This is a genomic window from Micromonospora sp. LZ37 (genome assembly GCF_059359015.1).
In genome coordinates this window covers 54,047-73,146 of the sequence record NZ_JCADBL010000014.1, presented here as the reverse complement: position 1 = coordinate 73,146, position 19,100 = coordinate 54,047, and the positions used below count along the sequence as shown (strand labels likewise).

Sequence of the window (19,100 nt, the reverse complement as noted above, 5' to 3'; positions counted from 1 at the left end):
GCGCGCCTCTGTCACTCACGGAGAGTGCCTCGTCATGCCCGACAATCAACCTCCACAGGCCGGACGTGTGATCGCGGCCGGTGCCGTGGCCACCGTCATGGCCGCCGCAACCGCGGTGTCGCTGACCTCGCCGGTCAGCGCCGCACCGGCGCCGCAACCGAAACCCGCGCCGAGCGCGGCAACCTCTCTCGGCATCGACCAGGCGATGGTCGAGGCGAAGCGGGCCGGTAAGCCGGTCGAGGCGACCGCGGCCGGCACCTCGACCTCGACGGTCACCGCACGCCCCGACGGCACGGTCGAGCTCACCCAGTCCGCCGTGCCGACCCGCACCCGCGTGAACGGGCAGTGGAAGAACCTCGACCCGACCCTGGTCCGGCACGCCGACGGCAGCATCACCGCAGCCGTCACCACCAACCCGATCCGCCTCTCCCCCGGCGGCACCGGTCCCCTCGCGCAGATGACCAGCGGCGACCGGGCCCTGTCCGTCACCGCACCACTGGCCCTACCCGCGCCGACCCTGTCCGGGCCCACCGCCACCTACCCCGAGGTGCTGCCCGGCGTCGACCTCACCGTCCGGGTCAGCAGCGAGGGCGCCTTCTCCCACGTCTTCGTGGTCAAGAACCGCGCCGCCGCCGCCAACCCCAAACTCGCCGCCCTCGACCTGACCACCAGCACCAAGGGCGTCACCCTCGCCGCCGACACCGCCGGCAACATCACCGGCCGCGACCGGGCCGGCAAGACCGTCATCACCGCCCCCGCCCCCGCCATGTGGGACTCCACCGCGAACGCACAGGCCGGACCGGACCGCCGGGCCACGGCCTCCAGCGCCGCCGCGCCGGGCCGCGCCGCCCGCACCGCCCCCATCGGGGTGCGGGTCGCCGCCGGAAAGCTGCGCCTCACCCCGGACCGGACGTTGCTCAACGACGCGAAGACCGTCTACCCGGTCTACGTCGACCCGACGTTCACCTGGACGCCGATCGGGCCGAAGATGTCCGGCTGGGCCAGCATCTCCTACCAGCACCAGTCGACCAACTACTGGAAGGACACCCCCGACCTCATCGGGCGGATGCAGGTCGGCAACTCCGGCAGCCAGCGCTCCAACACCCTGATCAACTTCCCGGTCCCCCACAGCACGCTGGCCGGGGCGGAGATCTACGACGCGTTCTTCAAGATCACCAACACGAAGTCGTGGAGCTGCACCGACAAGACCGTCAACGTCTACGCCCCCGGCACGACGCTGACCTCGAGCAACGCGACCTGGAACTACTGGGAGTCACAGAGCAAGGGCCCACTGGCCGCCTCCAAGAGCTTCGCCTACGGCTACAGCGGCTGCGACGCCGCCGGCGTCTCCTTCGACGTCACCGGCCAGATCCGCACCGACGTCACCAACAAGAAGCCCACCCGCACCCTCTGGATGGTCGCCGCCAACGAGGCCGCCGACACCCAGAGCTGGAAGGAATTCCTCCAGACCAGCCCGACCCTGACCATCCGCTACAACCACAAGCCCAACAAGCCGGCGGGAATGACCACCTCGCCCAAGACCTCCTGCACCGGCTCGACCGTCGGTGACGGCGCGGTCTCGCTCTACGCCCCGGTCTCCGACCGCAACGGTGGCACCCTCGGCGTCTCCTTCAAGCTCTGGAAGACCGCCGACACCACGCAGACGGCGATCGCCTCCTCCGACCCCAACCTGCTGACCTATTCCTCGGGCAGCACCGGGGTCCTCGTCGTGCCGGTGGACAAGTTGCGCACCACCGCCGGTGGGGCGATCACCAACTTCTCCTGGAAGGTGCAGGCCACCGACTTCCGCACCCCGAGCGACTGGTCGGCCACCTGCACCTTCGCCTTCGACCCGACCCGCCCCGGCGCGCCGAACGTCCCGCACCCGGGTGACGGAACCACCACCGTGAACGAACCGGCGCCCTTCACGATCACCCCGGCCTCCGGCACCACTCCGAGCGGGTACGTCTACCAGCTCAACGCCGGCCCACCGACCGACATCCCCGCCGATGCGACCGGCGCCGCCACCATCGAGGTCTCCCCGACCCGGTTCACCAACACTCTCAGCGTCACCAGCGTCTCCGCCGGCGGCAACATCGGTGAGACGGCCAGCGTCACCTTCAACTCCCAGCCCGCCGCCACCGCGGTGGACGCCGACATGACCGGTGACGGTGCGGCGGACCTGCTGACCGTCGGGTCGGCGAACGGCCTGCCGTCCGGGCTCTGGCTCGGCGCCGGCAAGACCGAGGGCGCCGCCCTCGCCGGCACCAACATCGGCGCCCGTGGCAACGGGGTCACCGGCAACAACGTCCCCGCCGACTTCGACGGGGCCCAGGCGATCAGCGGCCGGTTCACCGGCACCGGCATCCAGGACGTCCTCGTCTACTACCGCGGCGGCACCAACCCCGGCGGCGCCGGCATCCTGAACGCCAACGGCGACGGCTCCATCATCCAGGCCCAACTCAGCGGCAACCAGCAGAGCATCGACCCCGCCCAGCTCGCCGACGAGTACGGCAACTCACCGTCGCAGGTCGCCAACGCCGGCGACACCCGCCGCCTCAACTCCGCCTACCCCGACCTCATCGGCATCAGCGGCGATGCCACCAACGGCCACCACCTCACCTACTACCCCAACCTCGGCATGACCGGCGGCTACATCGGCGCGTTCCGCACCACCGCAGCGACCCCGAGCGGCGGCGCCGACTGGAACAACTGGACCATCACCACCGCCCAGCTCGCCGACGGCACCGCCCTGTTCCTGTGGAACCACACCACCGGCGCCCTGCACCTCTGGACCAACCTCACCGTCGACCCCGACACCGGCCAGCTCACCCACACCCCGTACACCCTCCGGTCCTCCGGCTGGAACACCAACGCCACCCTCAGCCTGCGCGCCGCCGACATCGACGCCGACGGCACCGCGGACCTGTGGACCGTCGGCGCCGGCGGGCTCACCACCGCCTGGCACGTGACCGCCCTCGCCGCCGGCAGCAACGGGGCCAGCGGCACCGGCACGCTCACCGCCCAGCCGAACCAGACCCTCATCACCGCCGACCACACCTGGCAGCTCAACGACGCCGAGACCGGCGCCGTCAGCACCGCCCGGGACACCGCCGGCACCCTGCACGCCACCGGCAACGCCGGCGTCAGCTGGAGCACCGGCGACATGTTCGACCCCGACGCCGTCTTCAACGGCAGCAGTGGCACCCTGACCACCGCCACGTCGGCCGTGAACACCGGTACCGACTTCACCGTCTCCGCCTGGATCAAGCCCGCCGCCCTCGGCGGCACCGTCGTCTCCCAGAGCGGCGCCAACACCGCCGGCTTCAAGCTCTGGACCGACGCCAGCGACAAGTCCTGGCGCTTCGCCATGCCCCGCACCGACGCCGCAGCGCCGACGTACGACACGGCGAGCGCCGGCGCGAACAGCGCCCGGGTGGGCGTGTGGACGCAGGTCACCGTCAACTTCCAGAAGTCGTTGAACCTGATGACCATCTACGTCAACGGGGCGAACGCCGGCCGGGCCAGCCACAGCACCGTCTTCAACGCCACCGGCGGGCTGCGGATCGGTAGCCACCGGACCGCCGCGACCACCTACGGCGGCTGGTTCAAGGGGGAGCTGGCCTTCGTCCAGACCTGGAACCGGGCGTGGAGCATCGCGCCCGCTCCCAGGGCGCGCCATGCCAACATCGTCGCCACCAAGACCGACGGCTCGCTCTGGTACTACCAGAACAGCGGCGTCATCGCCCAGCCGTACGGTTACGGCAACCTGATCGGCAGCGGCTGGACCGGCTTCGACCGGGTGACGACGGGCGACATGAGCGGCGACACGTACCCGGACATCGTCGCCACCAAGCCCGACGGCACGCTCTGGTACTACGGCAACAACGCCAATCTGAACCCGGGCAAACCCTATGGTTACGGCCGGAAGATCGGCACCGGCTGGAACGACTTGGCGAAGACCATGGCCGGGGACATCAACGGCGACGGGTACGCCGACATCATCAGCATGCGACCGGACGGCGCCCTGATCTGGCACCACAACCGGTGGGCGACCAACTCGGACGCCCCGCTCTACGGCAGTGGCGTCACGATCGGGAACAGCTGGACCGTGTTCAACCGGCTCATGGCCGGTGACATCAACGGCGACGGGTACGCCGACATGATCGCCACCAAGTCGGACGGGACACTCTGGTACTACCAGAACAACTACGTGAACAGCCCGAACTGGCCGTTCGGCAGTCCGGTCCAGATCGGGTCGAGTTGGGCCAAGTTCGACCGGATCCTTCCGGCGGACGTGAGCGGTGACGGCTACGTGGACCTGGTGGCCACGAAGCCCGACGGCACGCTCTGGTACTACGGCAACAACATCAACACGAGCAGCGACGGGAAGCCGTACGCGTACGGCCGCCTGATCGGCACGGGCTGGACGAGGTACAACCGGATCTTCTGATCCGTACCGGGGAAGGGCCGGTCGTGGCGCGCGCCGCGACCGGCTCTTTTCGCGCCGCCGACCGCGGGCCGGCCGGCCGACCCGAGCGCGGCCGGTCGTCCGTCAGACCAGGCCCGCGTCCCGCAGCAGTTTCCAGAGCCCGGCGCCGTCCGGCGCGGAGAGCCACTTCTGCCCCACCGGCCCCGCCGACGGGCGGTCCTCGGGGGTGGGCAGGCTACCCGCCAGCACCGACTGGGTCGGCGAGAGCCGGCGGATCGCCACCCCGGCGACGTTCTCCGGGTGGGCGACGGCGAACTCGCGGTAGATCTCCTGGTCGTGCTGCCCGTCGTCGCCGATCAGCAGCCAGCGGACGTCGGGGAACTCCTTGGCCAGCCGGGCGAGGGTGGCCCGCTTGTGCTCCCGGCCACTGCGGAACCAGCGGTCGGCGGTCGGTCCCCAGTCGGTGAGCAGCAGCGGCCCCGCCGGGTAGAGGTGCCGGGACAGGAACCGGGTCAGCGTCGGCGCGACGTTCCACGCCCCGGTGGAGAGGTAGAAGACCGGCGCGCCGGGGTGCGCCGTGGCCAGCCGCTCGTAGAGCACCGCCATCCCGGGCACCGCGGCCCGGGCGTGCTCGTCGAGGACGAAGGTGTTCCAGGCGGCCAGCAGGGGGCGGGGCAGCGCGGTCACCATGACGGTGTCGTCGATGTCGGAGAGGACGCCGAAGCGGACCTCCGGGTCGAGGATCCGCACCAGCGCCTCCGCCGGCTCGGCGTCGGGCACGCTGAGGCGTACAGAGGCCCAGCCGGGGGTGAAGTCGGCCTCGATCACGGTGTCGACGAAGCCGCTGCGGTCGGCGCGGGCCTCGTGCCGGACGCCACCGGCCTCGATGGTCACCGTGACGTGCTTGGCGGGCAGGGTGGTGAAGCTCCGCCAGCCGCGGACCTTGTCCAGTCGGCCCCGCTGGCGGGTGTCCGGCCGGCCGAGCAGCACCCGGCACAGCACCCGCGCCCAGCCGGGCGCGCCGTAGCCGGCGTAGGCGACGATGTTCATCTGCCAGCCGGTGCGCCGTAGCCGGCGTTCCACCAGCTGGTGCACGGCGTCCTCGATCCGTGCGGCCCGGTGCAGGTTGGGGATGGCCAGCTGGCCGGCGGGAGTGGGTGGCACGCTGCAACCCTGCCACACGTGGGCGGAAGCGGCCAGGCGAGCGGGGGCCGGCTGCGCGGATCCGCCCCGGGGGCCCCGGCGACCGTGACAGACTCCGGTCGGGACGACGACGGGGGCGTTGGTCGTGTCGACATCTGGGCAGCAGCAGCGCGCGGCGCGTCCGCGGCTGGACCGGCCGGCGTTCGTCGCGCTGCTGCTCGGGCTGGCCGCGGTGGCCTACCGGCTGGTCCTGACCGCGCTGACCGTCCCGCCGTCGAACAGCGACGAGGCCACCTTCGGCCTCGCCGCGCTGCACATCGCGGCCGGCCGGGAGCGCCCGGTCTTCCTCTACGGCCAGCACTACATGGGGATGATCGAGTCGTACCTGGCCGCGCCGCTGGTGGCGCTGGTCGGACCGAGCTGGCCGGTGCTGCGGCTACCGCTGGTCGCCCTGTACGCGATCTTCCTCTGGTTGGCGTACCGGCTGACCCGCCGGCTCTTCTCCCCCTGGTTCGCCGTCGGAGTCGTCGGCCTGTTGGCGCTCGGCACCGAGCGGGTGGTGCGCGACCAGTTGACCGTGGTGGGCGGGCGGCCGGAGGTGAAACCGGCGGTGCTGGCGATGCTGCTGATCGCGGTCGGGCTCGCCGAGGGCCGGCTGCGCTGGCGGCGGGCCGCCGTGGGCCTGGCCGGGCTGCTGGCCGGGTTGGCGCTCTGGTCGGACTGGCTGATCGTGCCGTACCTGGCGACGGCGGGCCTGCTGCTGCTCTGGGCGGCCCGCCGGGAGCTGTTCGGCTGGGCCGGCGTGCTGCTGGTGGGCGGCTTCGCGGTGGGCGTGGCGCCGGTGGTGCGGGACAACCTGATCGCCCCGCCGGGAAAGGACTCCTGGTCGGTGTTCCGCGAGGTCAGCGCCGTCGACGGCCCGCCGCCGCCCTGGTCGGAGCGGCTCGGCGGCGGGCTGCTGGAGGGGGTGCCGTTGGCCTCCGGCCTCTGCCCGGTCACCGGCTGCGCCCGCTGGCAGGAGTGGTTCGGGCTGCTCTACCCCGTCCTGCTGGTGGCCGCCGCCGCGCTGGCGCTGGTCGCGTACCGGCGCGGCGCGGGGGCGCCGACCGCCGTCCGGGTCCGGCCGGTCGCGCAACTGGCCCTGGTCGCCGGGGCGGCCCTGACCCTGCTGGCGTACGTCCGCAGCCCGGTCACCGTCACCGATCCGCTAGGCAACGCCCGCTACCTGTCGGTGTTGCAGATCTCGCTGCCGGCGGTGCTCTGGCCGCTGTGGGTGGCCGCGGTCGCCTGCTGGCGGGGCACGGTGGGGGTGGCGGGACGGCTGGCCGGGGCGGTCGCCACCGCCGCGCTGGCCGGACTGGTCGCCACCTCGGTCGTCGCGACCGGCCTCTTCGTGACGGCGCTCGACGCGCCCCGGACCGACGAGCGGGAGGCCCGGGAGCTGGCCAACGCGGTCCGCGGCACCGGCCTGCGCGAGGTGTACGGGGACTACTGGACCTGCAACCGGCTGACCTTCAACACCGGCGAGGAGGTGGTCTGCGCGGTGCTCGACGACGGCCTGACCCCCGGCCAGAACCGGTACCGCCCGTACTGGCGGCAGGTGGGCGGGGCCGAGCGCCCCGGGTACGTGCTGCCGGTCGGCTCCGCGGCGGAGCGGCGGCTGCGCCGGCTGCTCGGCGACGGGGCGGACGCCGCCATCCTGGTCGAGGTCGCCGGGTATCGCCTGTACCACCCGCCGACCGCCGTGCGGCCGTGGCGCTGACGACGGCCCGTACGCTTTCCGGGTGCTGATCCTGCTGCCGCCCTCCGAGGGCAAGGCCGACACCGGGACCGGTCGGCGACTCGACCTGTCCCGGCTCTCCCTGCCCGAGCTGACCGCGGCCCGCGAGGAGGTGCTGGGCGCGCTGACGGCGCTCAGCGCCGGCGACGAGGAGACCGCGCTGGCGGCGCTGGGACTCAGCGGCGGCCAGCGGGGCGAGCTGACCCGCAACGCCCGGCTGGCCCGGGCCGCCACCGCGCCGGCCGGTCAGGTCTACACGGGGGTGCTCTACGAGGCGCTCGACCTGGCCACCCTGCCGGCGCCGGCGCAGCGGGCGGCACGCCGGTCAGTGCTGATCAGCTCCGGCCTCTGGGGCGCGGTACGGCTCGCCGACCGGATCCCGCCGTACCGCTGTCCGATCGGCGCGAAGCTGCCCGGGGTGGGCGCGTTGTCGGCGTACTGGCGGCGGGTGCTGGCGCCGGTGCTGGAGGCGACCGCGGGTGAGGGGCCGGTGCTGGACCTGCGCTCCGGCGCGTACGCCGCGACCTGGACGCCGCGTGGCGGGTCGGCCGGCCGCACGGTGACGGTGCGGGTGCTGCACGAACGCCGGGTCGACGGCCGGCCGGTGCGGACGGTGGTGAGCCACTTCAACAAGGCCACCAAGGGCCGCCTGGTCCGGGACCTGCTGGTGGCCGGCGCCCGGCCGCGCACCGCCGCCGGGCTGGTCTCCGCGCTGCGCGACCTGAAGTACACCGTCGAGGAGCAGCCGACGGCCGCCGGGCGGCCCCGGCAGCTCGACGTGGTGGTCACCGAGCTGTAGGCCAGCCGCAAGATTTCCTCAAGGCTGGACCGGATCGGTGGTACCGCGCCGCCCGGCGGGTCACGGTTAAGGGGACCCCGACGCCGACAAGGAGCGGTCCGATGGCCCCCGAACCCACCCTGCTCGACCGGCCCCGCGTGCCGTCGCCCCCACCGCCGTTGGACTGGCTGACCCTGGCCGACGCGTTCGAGGTGGCCTGCCTGGTCCGTTGCACGCCCCCGCCGGCGGTCGCCGCGCGCGCCCCGGTCGGGCCGTACCGGCCGGTGGCGGAGTTCAACCGGGAGGACGCCGCGCTGCGGATGCGGCAGCTGCTGACCCGGCTGGACGTGCCGGTGGAGCACGAGGTGACCGGTGGCGGCCTGCGCCGCCGCTACGAGCTGCACCGGCTGCACGTGCCCCGGGAACACCGGGCGACGTACGCGGCGCTGCGCGAGACGGGCTGGCGGCAGGGGCGCCGGGAGCTGCTCGGCGGCCCGGTGGGCGCGTCGACCGCCCGGGCGCTGTGGCGGTCCCGGCTGGCCGCGGCGGCCTGGCGGTCCGCGCTGCTGGCCGGCGGGCGACACGTCCGCCGGCACATCCTGGGCATCCGGCTGACCGACCGGGAACTGGCCGCCGTGCTGGTCCGCAGCGCCGCCCTGCTGGAGGTCCCCGCCCTGCTCCGCCCGGGGGCGGGCTGCTTCGTGGTGAGCGTGGCCGACGGCCCGGACCGTTCGAAGATCATGAAGCGGGCCGCCCTGGCCCCCGCCCGGGCGGCGGCCGGGGCATGATGAGCGCCTGACCATCACCTTCGACCCGCCGCCGGCCGAGCCGGGTGCCTGAGCTTGCGCCGGGGGCGGTGCACGGCGCACAGTGCTGCCCGTGAACCGTTACCGGTCCGCGCCCGGCCGGCGGCGCGTCGCCGCCCCGACCGCGCTGCTGATGCTGCTGGTCGTGGCGGCCGCCGGGCTCGCCGGGTGCCGGGACGAGTCGACCGAGCCGGTGCGGCTGCGGATCGCCACCGGCAGCCCCACCGCGGTCTACCACGCCTTCGGGCAGTCCCTGGCCGCCGTCCTCAACCGTGAGCTGCCGAGCGTGCGGGCCAGCGTGGTGGTCACCGCCGCCTCCGCCGAGAACGTCCGCCTGCTCCGCGCCGGCGAGGCCGAGCTCGGTTTCACCCAGGCCGACGTGCTGCCGACCGGGCCGGCCGGGGAGCCGTCGGTGCTGGCGGTGGCCCGGGTCTACGACGACCTGCTGCACCTGGTCACCACCGCCGGCGGCCCGGTCCGGACGGTCGCCGACCTGCGCGGCCGCCGGGTCTCGGTGGGCGCCGCCGGCTCCGGCACCGAGGTCACCGCGACCCGGCTGCTGGCGGTCGCCCAGCTCGGCGGCGACCGGGTACGCCAGGAACACCTCGGCCTGGACGACTCGGTGGCCGCGCTGCGCGCCGGACGGATCGATGCGTTCTTCTTCTCCGGCGGGCTGCCGGTGCGGGCGGTGGACGAGCTGGCCGGGGCCTCGGCGATCCGCGTGGTCGACCTGGGCGACTGGACGGAGCCGCTGCGCCGCAGCTACCGCGAGGTGTACGTGTCCCGGGACATTCCCCGCTCGGTGTACGACGTGGACCCCGTCACCACGGTCGCGAACCCGAACTATCTCATCGCCCGGGCGGGCCTGCCGGAGCCGCTGATCCGGGACGTCACCCGGCTGCTGATGGAACGCCGGGCGGAGCTGGCCGCCGCCCATCCGGCGGCCGGCCGGATGAGCCCCCGGTCGGCGATCGCCACCACGCCGCTGCCCCTGCATCCGGGCGCGGCGGCCTGGTACCGCTCCGTCAAGCCCTGACCGGGTCGGCGTCCGCCGGGCCGCTCTCCGCCGCCGCGGTCCGCGGCTGGGGGGCCGTGGCGCCGGGCGGGGCGGGGAACCACAGCTCCGCGACCAGCCCGCCCGGCTCCCCCGACCGCATGGTGAGCCGCCCGTCGGAGGCGTCGACCAGCACCGCGACGATGGTCAGCCCCAGTCCCGCGCCGTCGATGTTCTGCACGTCCGGGGCCCGCCAGAACCGCTCGGTGGCCTGGTCGAGCTGCCCCGGGGTCATGCCCGGTCCGGTGTCACGCACCGCCAGGGCGGTCCCCCCGTCGGCCGGTCGCACGGTCACCGTCACCTCGCCGCCGTCCCCGCTGAACTTCACCGCGTTGTCGATCAGCGCGTCGAGGGCCTGGTCGACGGCGGTCGGCACGGTCCGGGCGTACGCCGGGCCGGAGCTGACCAGGCGCAACGTGACCGAGCGGTGCCGGGCCAGCGGCTGCCACGCGGCGACCCGGGAGGCGGCGACGGCCGCCGCGTCCACGGTGACCCGCTCGTTCTCCTCCCGCTCGGCCCGGGCCAGGGTGAGCAGCGCGTCGAGCACCAGCGCCAGCCGGTCGGTCTCCTCCAGGGCCAGCCGGTGCTCGGCCCGGCCGTCCGGGTCGGTGAGGCTCGGTCCCAGCTCCTCCACCCGCAGCCGCAGCGCCGTCAACGGGTTGCGGAGCTGGTGGCTGGCGTGCGCGACGAAGGCGCGCTGCCGGTCCATCACGTCGGAGACCACGTCGGCCATGTTGTTGAAGCTCGCCGCGAGCCGGCGCAGCTCCGGCGGGCCCAGCCGGTGCTGCACCCGCGCGCCCCGGTCGCCCTCGGCGATCTCGTGGGTCACCGCGTCCAGCTCCGTGACCGGGCGCAGCACCCAGCCGGCCAGCCCGAACGCGGTGGAGACGCAGGCCAGCACCGCGAGCAGGCCGATCCCGGCCAGCAGCAGCCACCAGGCGGTGACGGTGCGGCGCACCTCCCCGACCGGGGTGGCGGTGACCACCGCGCCGAGCACCTCCCCGCCGTCGTTGATCGGCACCGCCACCACCAGCGGGCCGTCCACCCACGGCCAGACCGACTCGGGGCCGCTGGACTGCTGCCCCGACAGCGCGGTGTCCAGCGCCGCCTCGGTGGCCGGGCCGGCCCGCCACCCCGCGGAGGTGACCACCGTGCGGCGGTCCCGGTCGACCACCGCCGCGCCGATGCCGTACAGCTCGTGGTAGCTGTCCAGCTCCCCGGTGAGCGGCCCGGGTACCCCGCCGCGGAGCGCCGGCCCGGCCAGCGAGGCGAACCGGGTCGCGTCGGCCAGCCGGTCGGCCCGGACCCGGTCGGTCTCCCGGGAGGCGAGGGTGGCCGCGAGCGGGGTCTCCAACGCCATCAGCACCAGCACCATCAGCAGCAGGTAGCTGATGACGAGTCGGCGGCGCACCGGCGTCCCCTCACTCGCCCCGGAGCCGGTAGCCGACCCCGCGTACGGTCTCCACCAGCCGGGGATCGCCGAGCTTGCCGCGCAGCGAGCCCACGTGCACCTCGACGGTGTGCCGGTCGGCCCAGGTGGTGCCCCACACGTCGAGCAGGATCCGGTCGCGCGGCACCGCCACTCCGGGCTGGCGGGCCAGGGAGAGCAGGATGTCGAACTCCTTGCGGGTCAGCGCCACCGGCCGGGCCGCGACGGTGACCGTGCGGCCGGCGACGTCGATGCGGACCGTCCCGACCTCGATCAGGTCCCGCTCCGGCACGCTGTGCGCCGCCCGCCGCAGCACCGCCTCGATCCGGGCCTGGAGCTCCACCATGGAGAACGGCTTCACCACGTAGTCGTCGGCGCCCAGCCGCAGGCCGGCCACCCGGTCCCGCTCCTCGCCCCGAGCGGTCACCGCGATGATGCCCAGTTGGCTGCTGCGCCGGCGCAGCTCACGGCAGACCTCGGTGCCGTCCCCGTCGGGCAGGGTCAGGTCGAGCAGCACCAGGTCGCAGGGGGCGGCCGAGAGGGCGGCGGCGACGGTGGCCGCGTGCTCGACCTCGTACCCGCGCCGGGTCAGCGCCGACGAGAGCGCGGCGGCCACCCGTCGGTCGTCCTCGACCAGCAGGATTCGCACCCCGTACCCCCGTCCGTTGCCGTGTCGACCTGCGAATGGTGGCAGAAGCGCCGGCGCGGCGGAAAGGCCGGTGGGTGTCCGGCCCCGGCCGGGTGCGACCGTAGGCTGCCGACGTGATCTACAAGATTCTGCCGACCGGCGAGTGGGAGCAGGCCCGAGCTGCGGGACAGCTCACCGGCACGCCGATCGACCACCAGTCGGGGTTCATCCACCTCTCCGGGGCCGACCAGGTGGTGGAGACGGCACGCCGGTTCTTCGCCGGCGTCACCGGGCTGACGCTGCTCACCGTCGACCCGACCCGGCTCGGCGACGAGCTGCGCTGGGAGCCGTCCCGGGGCGGCGTTCTCTTCCCGCACGTCCACGGTGTCCTGCCGGTGACCGCCGTGGTGGCGGCGCAGGCGCTGCCGGTGGACGTCCCGGCCGCCGACGCGGTGGCGGCGCTGCTGCCCTGAGCGGGCCGGCAACGACGAACGGCGGTGGACGGGAGCTCCCGTCCACCGCCGTTCGCGTCACCACTCAGCGGCAGAGCCGCGCGATCTCCTCCCGGAACCGGTCCATCGGGTTCGCCTCGGCCGGCCCGAGCAGGTAGGTCTTCAGCTCCCGCCGGGCCTCGGTCATCGGGTCGTCGCCGGCCCGGGTCACCGCGACGACCTTCTCCAGCTCGCCGCAGTCCCGGGAGAGCAGGTACGCCGCCCGCGACGTCGGGTAGTCCCGGCGGAACTCGTCCTCGGAGAGGCCGCCCGGGTTGGCCACCACGTACGGTCGCTGGCTCTGCACGAAGTCCGAGACCACACTGGACACGTCGCTGATCAGCAGGTCGGTCTGGTTGAAGCAGTCGAACAGCGCCGGCGTGCGGCCGGTGACCACCAGGTGGCGGGTACCGTCCAGTGAGGTGGCGTCGGTGTCACCGCCGGCGGCGCGGATCCGCTCCACCACCCGCTGGTGCACCGCCTTGGCCTCCTTGGACCGGGTGCCGGTGAGCGGGTGCGGCTTGTAGACGAGCCGGACGGCGGGCGTGGTGGCCAGCAGCCCCGCGACGATCTTCTCCCCCATCAGCACCAGCGAGGTGTGGTACGGGTCGTCGTCGAGCCACCCCTCCCAGGTGGGGGCGTAGAGCACGGTGAACGGCCGGTCGACCGACTCCGCGCCGAAGGTGTGCACGCCGGCGAGCTGCGGCCGGCCGATCTCGGTGATGTCCGCGTCGAGCACACCCACCCCGGCGCGGGCGTACCGCTCGCGGCCGGCGAGGCCGGCGACCCAGACCTCGTCGTACACCTTGCTGTACGGGTTGACGCTGGCCTGCTTGTCGCTGTCGCCGTGTCCCACGAAGACGTGCTTCATGCCCGGCTCGCGGAGCATGTGGATGTTCGCCCCGACGTTGGCGGCGTAGAGCGCCGCGCGCACGCTGCCGAACTCGAGGTTCATGAAGTCCACCCCGGCGGGCACGCAGATCACCGGCAGCCGCGTGTCGGCGAGCTCCTTGAACGCCTCCTTGCTGCGCATCAGCACGACCGCCGGGCGCCCGAGCGCCTCGGTCGGCGCCAGCCACATGTTGGCCTGGTAGACGTCCTTGGCCGGACCGGCGAAGTAGAACGCCACCTCCGGCCGGTACGTGTCCAGCCAGGCCTGCACGGCGGGCAGCAGCGAGGGCTGCCCGGTGCCCCGGCCCCGCAGCCAGGTGATCGCGATGATCAGGCCGACCACCGCGGTCGCCAGCACGGCCACCGCCCCGGCGACGAACACCGGGATGATGTCGTCGGTCACCGCCGCCACCACCGCGGCGGGTACCAGCAGCACGTTCGTGAAGGCCAGCCGGTCGCCGGCGAGCTGGGCCGACCACTCCGGCGGCCGGGGCGCCGAACGCACCGGGCCGAGGTCGATGTTGCGGACCAGCGCGGACACCGGGTTACGCCGGTCGATCATCTTGGAGAGCGCGCCGGCGAAGATGGAGATCACCCAGACGACGGCCGGCAGGACCATGACGGCGAGGGTCTGCGGCGCGTCGAGTCGCACGGTGGCGATGACCAGCAGCACCGTCGCGAGGTCGCGAGTGAGCTGACGGTAGGCCCGCCCGAGGCCGACCTTTTCCAACAGGGTGACGGAGGGCGCCGACCACCGGTCCACGACGTACTCGCCGACGACGGCGGCGAGTCCGGCGAGGGCGTACACGACCACCCCGCCGAGGGCGCCCGCGACCAGCATCACCAGGTAGAACAGCAGCAGCAGCGCACCGCGGGCAGCGACCCCCAGCCGCTGAAATAACGTGCCGAACAAGGACTGCACTCCCTACGAGATCAATGGCGGGCGGGGCCCGGCCAGGCATCGGCGTCACACCGGGCCGTGCGGGCCCGGTGAGCCGCCGGAATGATGTGATCCTCTTCCTGCCACCGGTGCGACCCGGTCTGCGAACGTGGTGCCGGCGCAGACCCCTGAATTCAGTCTGTCATCCTGGCGGCGGACTGGCCGCTGCGACCTTAACGCGAGCCGTCGGCGGGTCGCTGCTCGGGTATCGCATGACACTCCGGTCACAAGACCCCGTACCGGCGTGGACGAGTCTTCCAGGGCGAATATGCCCCTGGATCGGGCGAATCGGCTGATCCGCCGCCGCAATGTGTGCCGGCGCGGTCACCGAGCCCGCAGGGAGCAACGGGACCTCGACATTGTTCTATTGTTTCCCCGAGGGGCGGCGTCGCCGGCTCCCTGCCGCGAGGAATCTCTCTTGACGACTCTCATCGCGCTGGCCGTGGCGGTGCTGCCCGGGATGCTGCTCGGGTTCGTGCTCCCGCCGGGGCGCTACCGCTGGGCCGCGTGGGCGGCAGCCCCCGCACTGACCCTCGGGCTCACCACGGTGGCCATGGGCTGGCTGCCCAAGCTCGGGCTGCCGGAGAGCGCCTCAGCGGTCCTGGTCGCCGAGTTGGTCCTGGCCGGCGCGGCAGTCCTCGCCTCCCGTCTGGGTTCCCGGGGCCGAACGGACGGGGACGGGCAACGTGCGGAGCCGGCCCACGACCCGGGGCGAGCGTTCGAGGGCGACGCTTTACCGGCAGCACCGCCGGCAGGACCGGGATGGACGGCGGCGGTGCTGTCGCGCCTCGGACTTCAGCCGGCCCGACGGGCGTGGGCGGACATGTTCGGCCTGGCGGTGCCGGCAGTGATGACCGTCGGCTACGGCTGGCTACTGCTCGGTCGGCTCATCGCGCCGCCCGGCTGGGACGGCATGAACCACGGATACTTCACCCGGCGGATCCTGGACACCGGTAGCGCCACGATCGCGTCCGCCTGCAGCACCGGATCCACCGAGAGCGCGCTCAGCTGTTCCTTCTACCCACTGGCCACGAACGTCTCCTGGGCGCAGGCCGCCGAACTCTCCGGCGGACGGATCAGCACCACGATGACCGCGTGGTCGATCCTGGTCGGGCCACTCGCCCTGGTCGCCGGGGTCTACGCCGCGGTCCGCCTGTCAGGCGGCCGCCCGATCGTCGCCGCCTGCGCGGCGCTCGCCCCCACCTTCCTCGGCCCGCTCTGGTACTCCGTGTCCACCGGGCGGATCCCGCAGCAGACGGGCCCGTGCATCGGCGTGGGTATCGCGGTGCTCGGCGCCCTCGCGCTGCGCGGCCCCCACCCGGTCCGGCTCGGCCTGCTCGCCGGGCTGGCCGGCGCCGGACTGGTGATGTCCCACACCTACGACGTGGTGGTCACGGCGGTGCTCACCGTCGGCCTGCTGGTGGTGATACGGCACTCGATGTCGCTCCGCGCCGCGGTCGGCGGCGCGGCCGCGGCCCTGGTCGGCGGAATCGCTGCGCTCATTCCGTTCCTCGGCCCGCTCACCAGCGCCAACGGCGAACGCGCGTCGAACGGGCCGGCTCTGCCCGGCCAGTGGAGCGAGGCGTTCGACTACTGGGTCACCGACCCGCAGCGGTACGTCCTGCTGGGCTTTCCCCCGCCGGGCGCGGCGCACCACGACGTCAGCCTGCCGACCATCCGGATCGGCCTGGCGATCACGGTCGTCTGCCTGATCGCGTCTCCCCTGTGCCTGCTCTTCCGCCAGCTGCGCTGGGCCCGGCCGTGGCTGTTGACCGGGGTCCTCTTCACGGCGATCGGTATCTGGACCACCAGCTCCGACTCCGCCGGGGCCATGCTGCTCTCGAGCCTCTGGTACGGCGTCCGGGAACGACTGCGGTCGATGATCCTGCCGGTCTACGGCCTGCTCGCGGTCGCCGGCGCGGTGGCGATCGGACTCGCCGTGCAGTGGCTCGCCGCCAGGCTGATGGCCCGAGCACGTACCCTGCGCGACTCGACCGTGCCAGCGGCGGTCGCCGCGTCCGTCCTGCTGCTGGTCCTCGGCGGGCTCGCCGCGGCGCCGGCGACCTGGCATCCGCTCCGGGGCGAGTTCAAGCGTCGCGCGCCCGTCGGGGCGCAGTACACCGACACGTACCGGTGGCTGGCCGCGAACACCCCGATCGGCAAGGTCGTCGCGTACGACCGGCACCGACAGTTCATGACCTGGTCCTACGTGGATCACGGTCCGCCAGCCCTGTTCGGCGTGCCCCCGCTGCCCGCCTTCGACCTCGACAACTACAAGCGCCGTTGGGCCGCGTGGAACTGGCTGGTGAACAACCCCGAGGCCCGGCCCGCCGGCTGCGAGGTCGCCCGGTTCGGCGTCGAGTACGTGGTGGTCGGGGGCGGACGCGCGATGCCCGGTGGCTGGCAGCAGCACTATTCGCAGGCGCGGCTCGACGCCACCGACCGGGTACGCCTCGTCCAGCAGTTCGACAGGGTCAGGATCTACCGGGTCACCGAGACGGGTCGCGCCTGCGGCACCCCGGGCGACTGAGCCGACCCGGGGCGGTGCTCCCGGTCAGCCGGTGGGACGGAAGCAGCGCATCGCGCCAGGTGCCTTGTGCCTCGCGAACTCCTCGAAGCCGAGCTCCACCGCGGCGGAGCGGGCCTTCCGGTTACCGGAGTAGACGCAGATGGTCGTGACGTCCAGCCGCTGCACGGCCGCCGCCACCTCCGGCAGCGGCACGTCCCTCGTACCGTCGGCGAACGCACCGAGCGTCAGTCGATCCTTGACGAAGTCGGAGTTGGGGTCGTACTCCACCAGGTAGCCGTCGCGGGGCATCACGACCCGGAGCCTGCTGCTGATGATGGGCGAGATCCGCATCAGGGTGGTGGGGGCGAGCAGCAGTCCGGACGGCCGATCCAGCCTTTCCATCCAGAGGACCAACTTCTGACGCTGCTGGGGCAGTTTCCAGATCGGATACGGCCGCACCTCGACGAAGCTTCCCGCCGACCACATCGGCACGCCGAAGAAGGCGAACGAGCCGACGAGAACTGCCGCGATCACCCCGCTGGCGAGCCGGCGCAGCGGCGGCACCTGAACGGTGCAGAGGATGCCGATCAGGCCGGGCAGGGCCAGGATCCAGGGCACCCGCCACAGCACCGCGGAGACGCCGCTGACCGTGCCGAGCAGCTCCAGCACACCGGGGACGAACAGGACGCTCATGGTCAGCGCGGCGCTGGCCGCGAGCAGCTGCGGGGTCCGCCGCCGGATCACCATCGGCCCGCACCAGAGGGCGAGCCCGCCGATGATGCCGAGCACGCCCACCAGCAGGGTACGCCGGTAGGTCCCCTCGGCATCGAAGAACTGCGTCTCGCCGCCGGCGCTGGAGACCGACCCGAGCAGCAGGCGCGCCACCACCACCGCGCCGACCGGGTAGGTCAGCGCCACCGCTGCCGCGAGCAGGGCGTCCCGCCAGCGACCCACCAGCAGCATCGCCAGCGCCGCCGCGCCCACCAGGATCGGCAGGATGATCGCGGAGGTCGAGCTGAGCCCGGTCGCGACCACCGAGAGCGCGCCGATGAGAAAGAGCTTCGCGCGGGAGCGGGACTCGAACCAGTCGGTCAGGTAGACCCACATCAGCGGGACCACCGCGGAGACGAACATGCCCTTGCCCTCGTAGAGCCGGGGCAGGTGGAAGGTGCCCAGCGCGGCGTCGCCGCCGACCACCAGGTACAGGTAGGCGATGGCGACCGTGAACGCCAGGACCGGCCGGCGCGGCGCCCAGCGGTGCACCAGTCGCCACAGGGCGAGGACCGCGAGGACGGCCAGGACGGGCAGCAGGACGTACCAGGTGGCCGAGGCGCCGTGGATGCCCAGGAGCCGACCGAGCGAACCGGCGAAGACCTCGATCGACGAGATCGGCGGCTGGGTGGTCAGCCCCGGGGCGACGCCCTCGGTGAAGAGGAAGTCCCGCACCGGGACGAGGTCGCGTTCCGCGACCCACACCGACTTGCCGACGTAGAAGACGTCGTCCCTCGAGTTGCGGGCCATGAAGAGCGAGGAGACGGCGACCAGCACCGAGAGGACCAGGGCGTAGACCGCCTGCGCGGCGCTCATGCCCCGGTACGTCGCCTCCCGCGCGACCAGCCAGGCCTGCCGGGTGAGCAGCACCGCCACGGCGGAGGCGACAAGGCCGAGAACGGCCGGCACCCACCACGGCACCGGGCCGTCCAGTCCGGCGGTGACCGCGGCCGGCACGGCCGCGGCCAACGCGACCCACCACCACCGTCGTGACCGGCCCCACCCCGTCGTTCCCTGCTCGACCGTGGTCGCGTGCTCGACCGCGTCCTGCTCCGGTCGCGACGCGGCCCGTGTCCGCCGGATGGCGATCGCCAGCCACAGTGCCCCGAGGACGACGCAGCACACCAGCCAGATCAGGAACGTCGCCGACGGCCGCAGGGCGAACAGGAACGCCGCGTGGTACAGGACCGTGTACAGCGCGAACGCCACCACCGCGGCATCCGTGAGCAGCCGCGGGAGGGCCGCGACGGCCGACCGCAGGCGATGCGTCACCCCGGCGGGACGTTCGGGCAGCGGGTCGGTGCGCTGCTCGTTCGCCACCACCGCGGAGTTTCCGGCTTTCGACACAGGGCTACCTTGCTCTCAGGTCCGACTGGAACAGGTCGGCGGAGGTGACCGGTCGGCGTCCGGCCACTCGCACCACGCAAGCTCTTCGCCGCGTCCGGCCC

12 protein-coding genes are annotated in these 19,100 nt (G+C 73.3%); 7 read left to right on the top strand and 5 right to left on the bottom strand.

Annotated features, from left to right (window positions below):
• Positions 1-97: 97 nt before the first annotated feature.
• On the top strand, positions 98-4,453 hold the full coding sequence (locus tag AC5L3Z_RS25155; RefSeq protein ID WP_494845496.1) for an FG-GAP-like repeat-containing protein: 4,356 nt from the start codon (positions 98-100) through the stop codon (positions 4,451-4,453).
• 102 nt (positions 4,454-4,555) lie between these two features.
• Here AC5L3Z_RS25155 and AC5L3Z_RS25150 read toward each other — a convergent pair whose 3' ends face one another.
• Positions 4,556-5,596, bottom strand: coding sequence for an App1 family protein phosphatidate phosphatase (locus AC5L3Z_RS25150; protein ID WP_494845494.1), 1,041 nt, complete (start codon positions 5,594-5,596; stop codon positions 4,556-4,558).
• Positions 5,597-5,720: 124 nt separating this feature from the next.
• Between AC5L3Z_RS25150 and AC5L3Z_RS25145 the strand changes: the two genes are divergently transcribed.
• The 4 genes from AC5L3Z_RS25145 (at position 5,721) to AC5L3Z_RS25130 (ending at position 9,975) form a co-directional block, all read left to right on the top strand.
• A complete protein-coding gene (locus AC5L3Z_RS25145) occupies positions 5,721-7,337 on the top strand; it encodes a glycosyltransferase family protein (RefSeq protein ID WP_494845492.1) in 1,617 nt (538 codons plus the stop codon).
• A gap of 22 nt (positions 7,338-7,359) precedes the next feature.
• Complete coding sequence (gene yaaA, locus AC5L3Z_RS25140) at positions 7,360-8,154, top strand: peroxide stress protein YaaA (protein WP_494845491.1); 795 nt, start codon at positions 7,360-7,362, stop codon at positions 8,152-8,154.
• 101 nt (positions 8,155-8,255) lie between these two features.
• On the top strand, positions 8,256-8,921 hold the full coding sequence (locus AC5L3Z_RS25135) for a hypothetical protein (protein ID WP_494845490.1): 666 nt from the start codon (positions 8,256-8,258) through the stop codon (positions 8,919-8,921).
• Between the two features lie 151 nt (positions 8,922-9,072).
• Positions 9,073-9,975, top strand: a complete 903-nt coding sequence (locus AC5L3Z_RS25130) for a TAXI family TRAP transporter solute-binding subunit (RefSeq protein WP_494845643.1) — start codon at positions 9,073-9,075, stop codon at positions 9,973-9,975.
• Here the strand turns inward: AC5L3Z_RS25130 and AC5L3Z_RS25125 are convergent.
• Together AC5L3Z_RS25125 and AC5L3Z_RS25120 are read right to left on the bottom strand one after the other, a co-directional pair.
• A complete protein-coding gene (locus tag AC5L3Z_RS25125) occupies positions 9,965-11,404 on the bottom strand; it encodes a sensor histidine kinase (RefSeq protein WP_494845489.1) in 1,440 nt (479 codons plus the stop codon). The genes AC5L3Z_RS25130 and AC5L3Z_RS25125 overlap by 11 nt on opposite strands.
• A gap of 10 nt (positions 11,405-11,414) precedes the next feature.
• Complete coding sequence (locus AC5L3Z_RS25120) at positions 11,415-12,071, bottom strand: response regulator transcription factor (RefSeq protein ID WP_494845487.1); 657 nt, start codon at positions 12,069-12,071, stop codon at positions 11,415-11,417.
• Positions 12,072-12,184: 113 nt separating this feature from the next.
• On the opposite strand from AC5L3Z_RS25120, the gene AC5L3Z_RS25115 reads away from it, so the two are divergent.
• Positions 12,185-12,523, top strand: a complete 339-nt coding sequence (locus tag AC5L3Z_RS25115; protein ID WP_494845486.1) for a DUF952 domain-containing protein — start codon at positions 12,185-12,187, stop codon at positions 12,521-12,523.
• 64 nt (positions 12,524-12,587) lie between these two features.
• On the opposite strand, the gene AC5L3Z_RS25110 is transcribed toward AC5L3Z_RS25115, so the two are convergent.
• On the bottom strand, positions 12,588-14,345 hold the full coding sequence (locus AC5L3Z_RS25110; protein WP_494845642.1) for a CDP-glycerol glycerophosphotransferase family protein: 1,758 nt from the start codon (positions 14,343-14,345) through the stop codon (positions 12,588-12,590).
• Between the two features lie 445 nt (positions 14,346-14,790).
• Here AC5L3Z_RS25110 and AC5L3Z_RS25105 point away from each other — a divergent pair, with 445 nt between their 5' ends.
• A complete protein-coding gene (locus AC5L3Z_RS25105) occupies positions 14,791-16,902 on the top strand; it encodes a DUF6541 family protein (RefSeq protein WP_494845484.1) in 2,112 nt (703 codons plus the stop codon).
• Between the two features lie 24 nt (positions 16,903-16,926).
• Here the strand turns inward: AC5L3Z_RS25105 and AC5L3Z_RS25100 are convergent, their stop codons facing one another.
• A complete protein-coding gene (locus AC5L3Z_RS25100) occupies positions 16,927-18,999 on the bottom strand; it encodes a DUF6077 domain-containing protein (protein WP_494845483.1) in 2,073 nt (690 codons plus the stop codon).
• Between the last annotated feature and the right edge of the window lie 101 nt (positions 19,000-19,100).

What these genes read in the sequence shown, in the direction of transcription:
- AC5L3Z_RS25155 (WP_494845496.1), top strand. Translation starts at nt 98, where the DNA reads ATGGCCGCCGCAACCGCGGTGTCGCTGACCTCGCCGGTCAGCGCCGCA.
- AC5L3Z_RS25130 (WP_494845643.1), top strand. Translation starts at nt 9,073, where the DNA reads ATGCTGCTGGTCGTGGCGGCCGCCGGGCTCGCCGGGTGCCGGGACGAG.
- AC5L3Z_RS25135 (WP_494845490.1), top strand. Translation starts at nt 8,256, where the DNA reads ATGGCCCCCGAACCCACCCTGCTCGACCGGCCCCGCGTGCCGTCGCCC.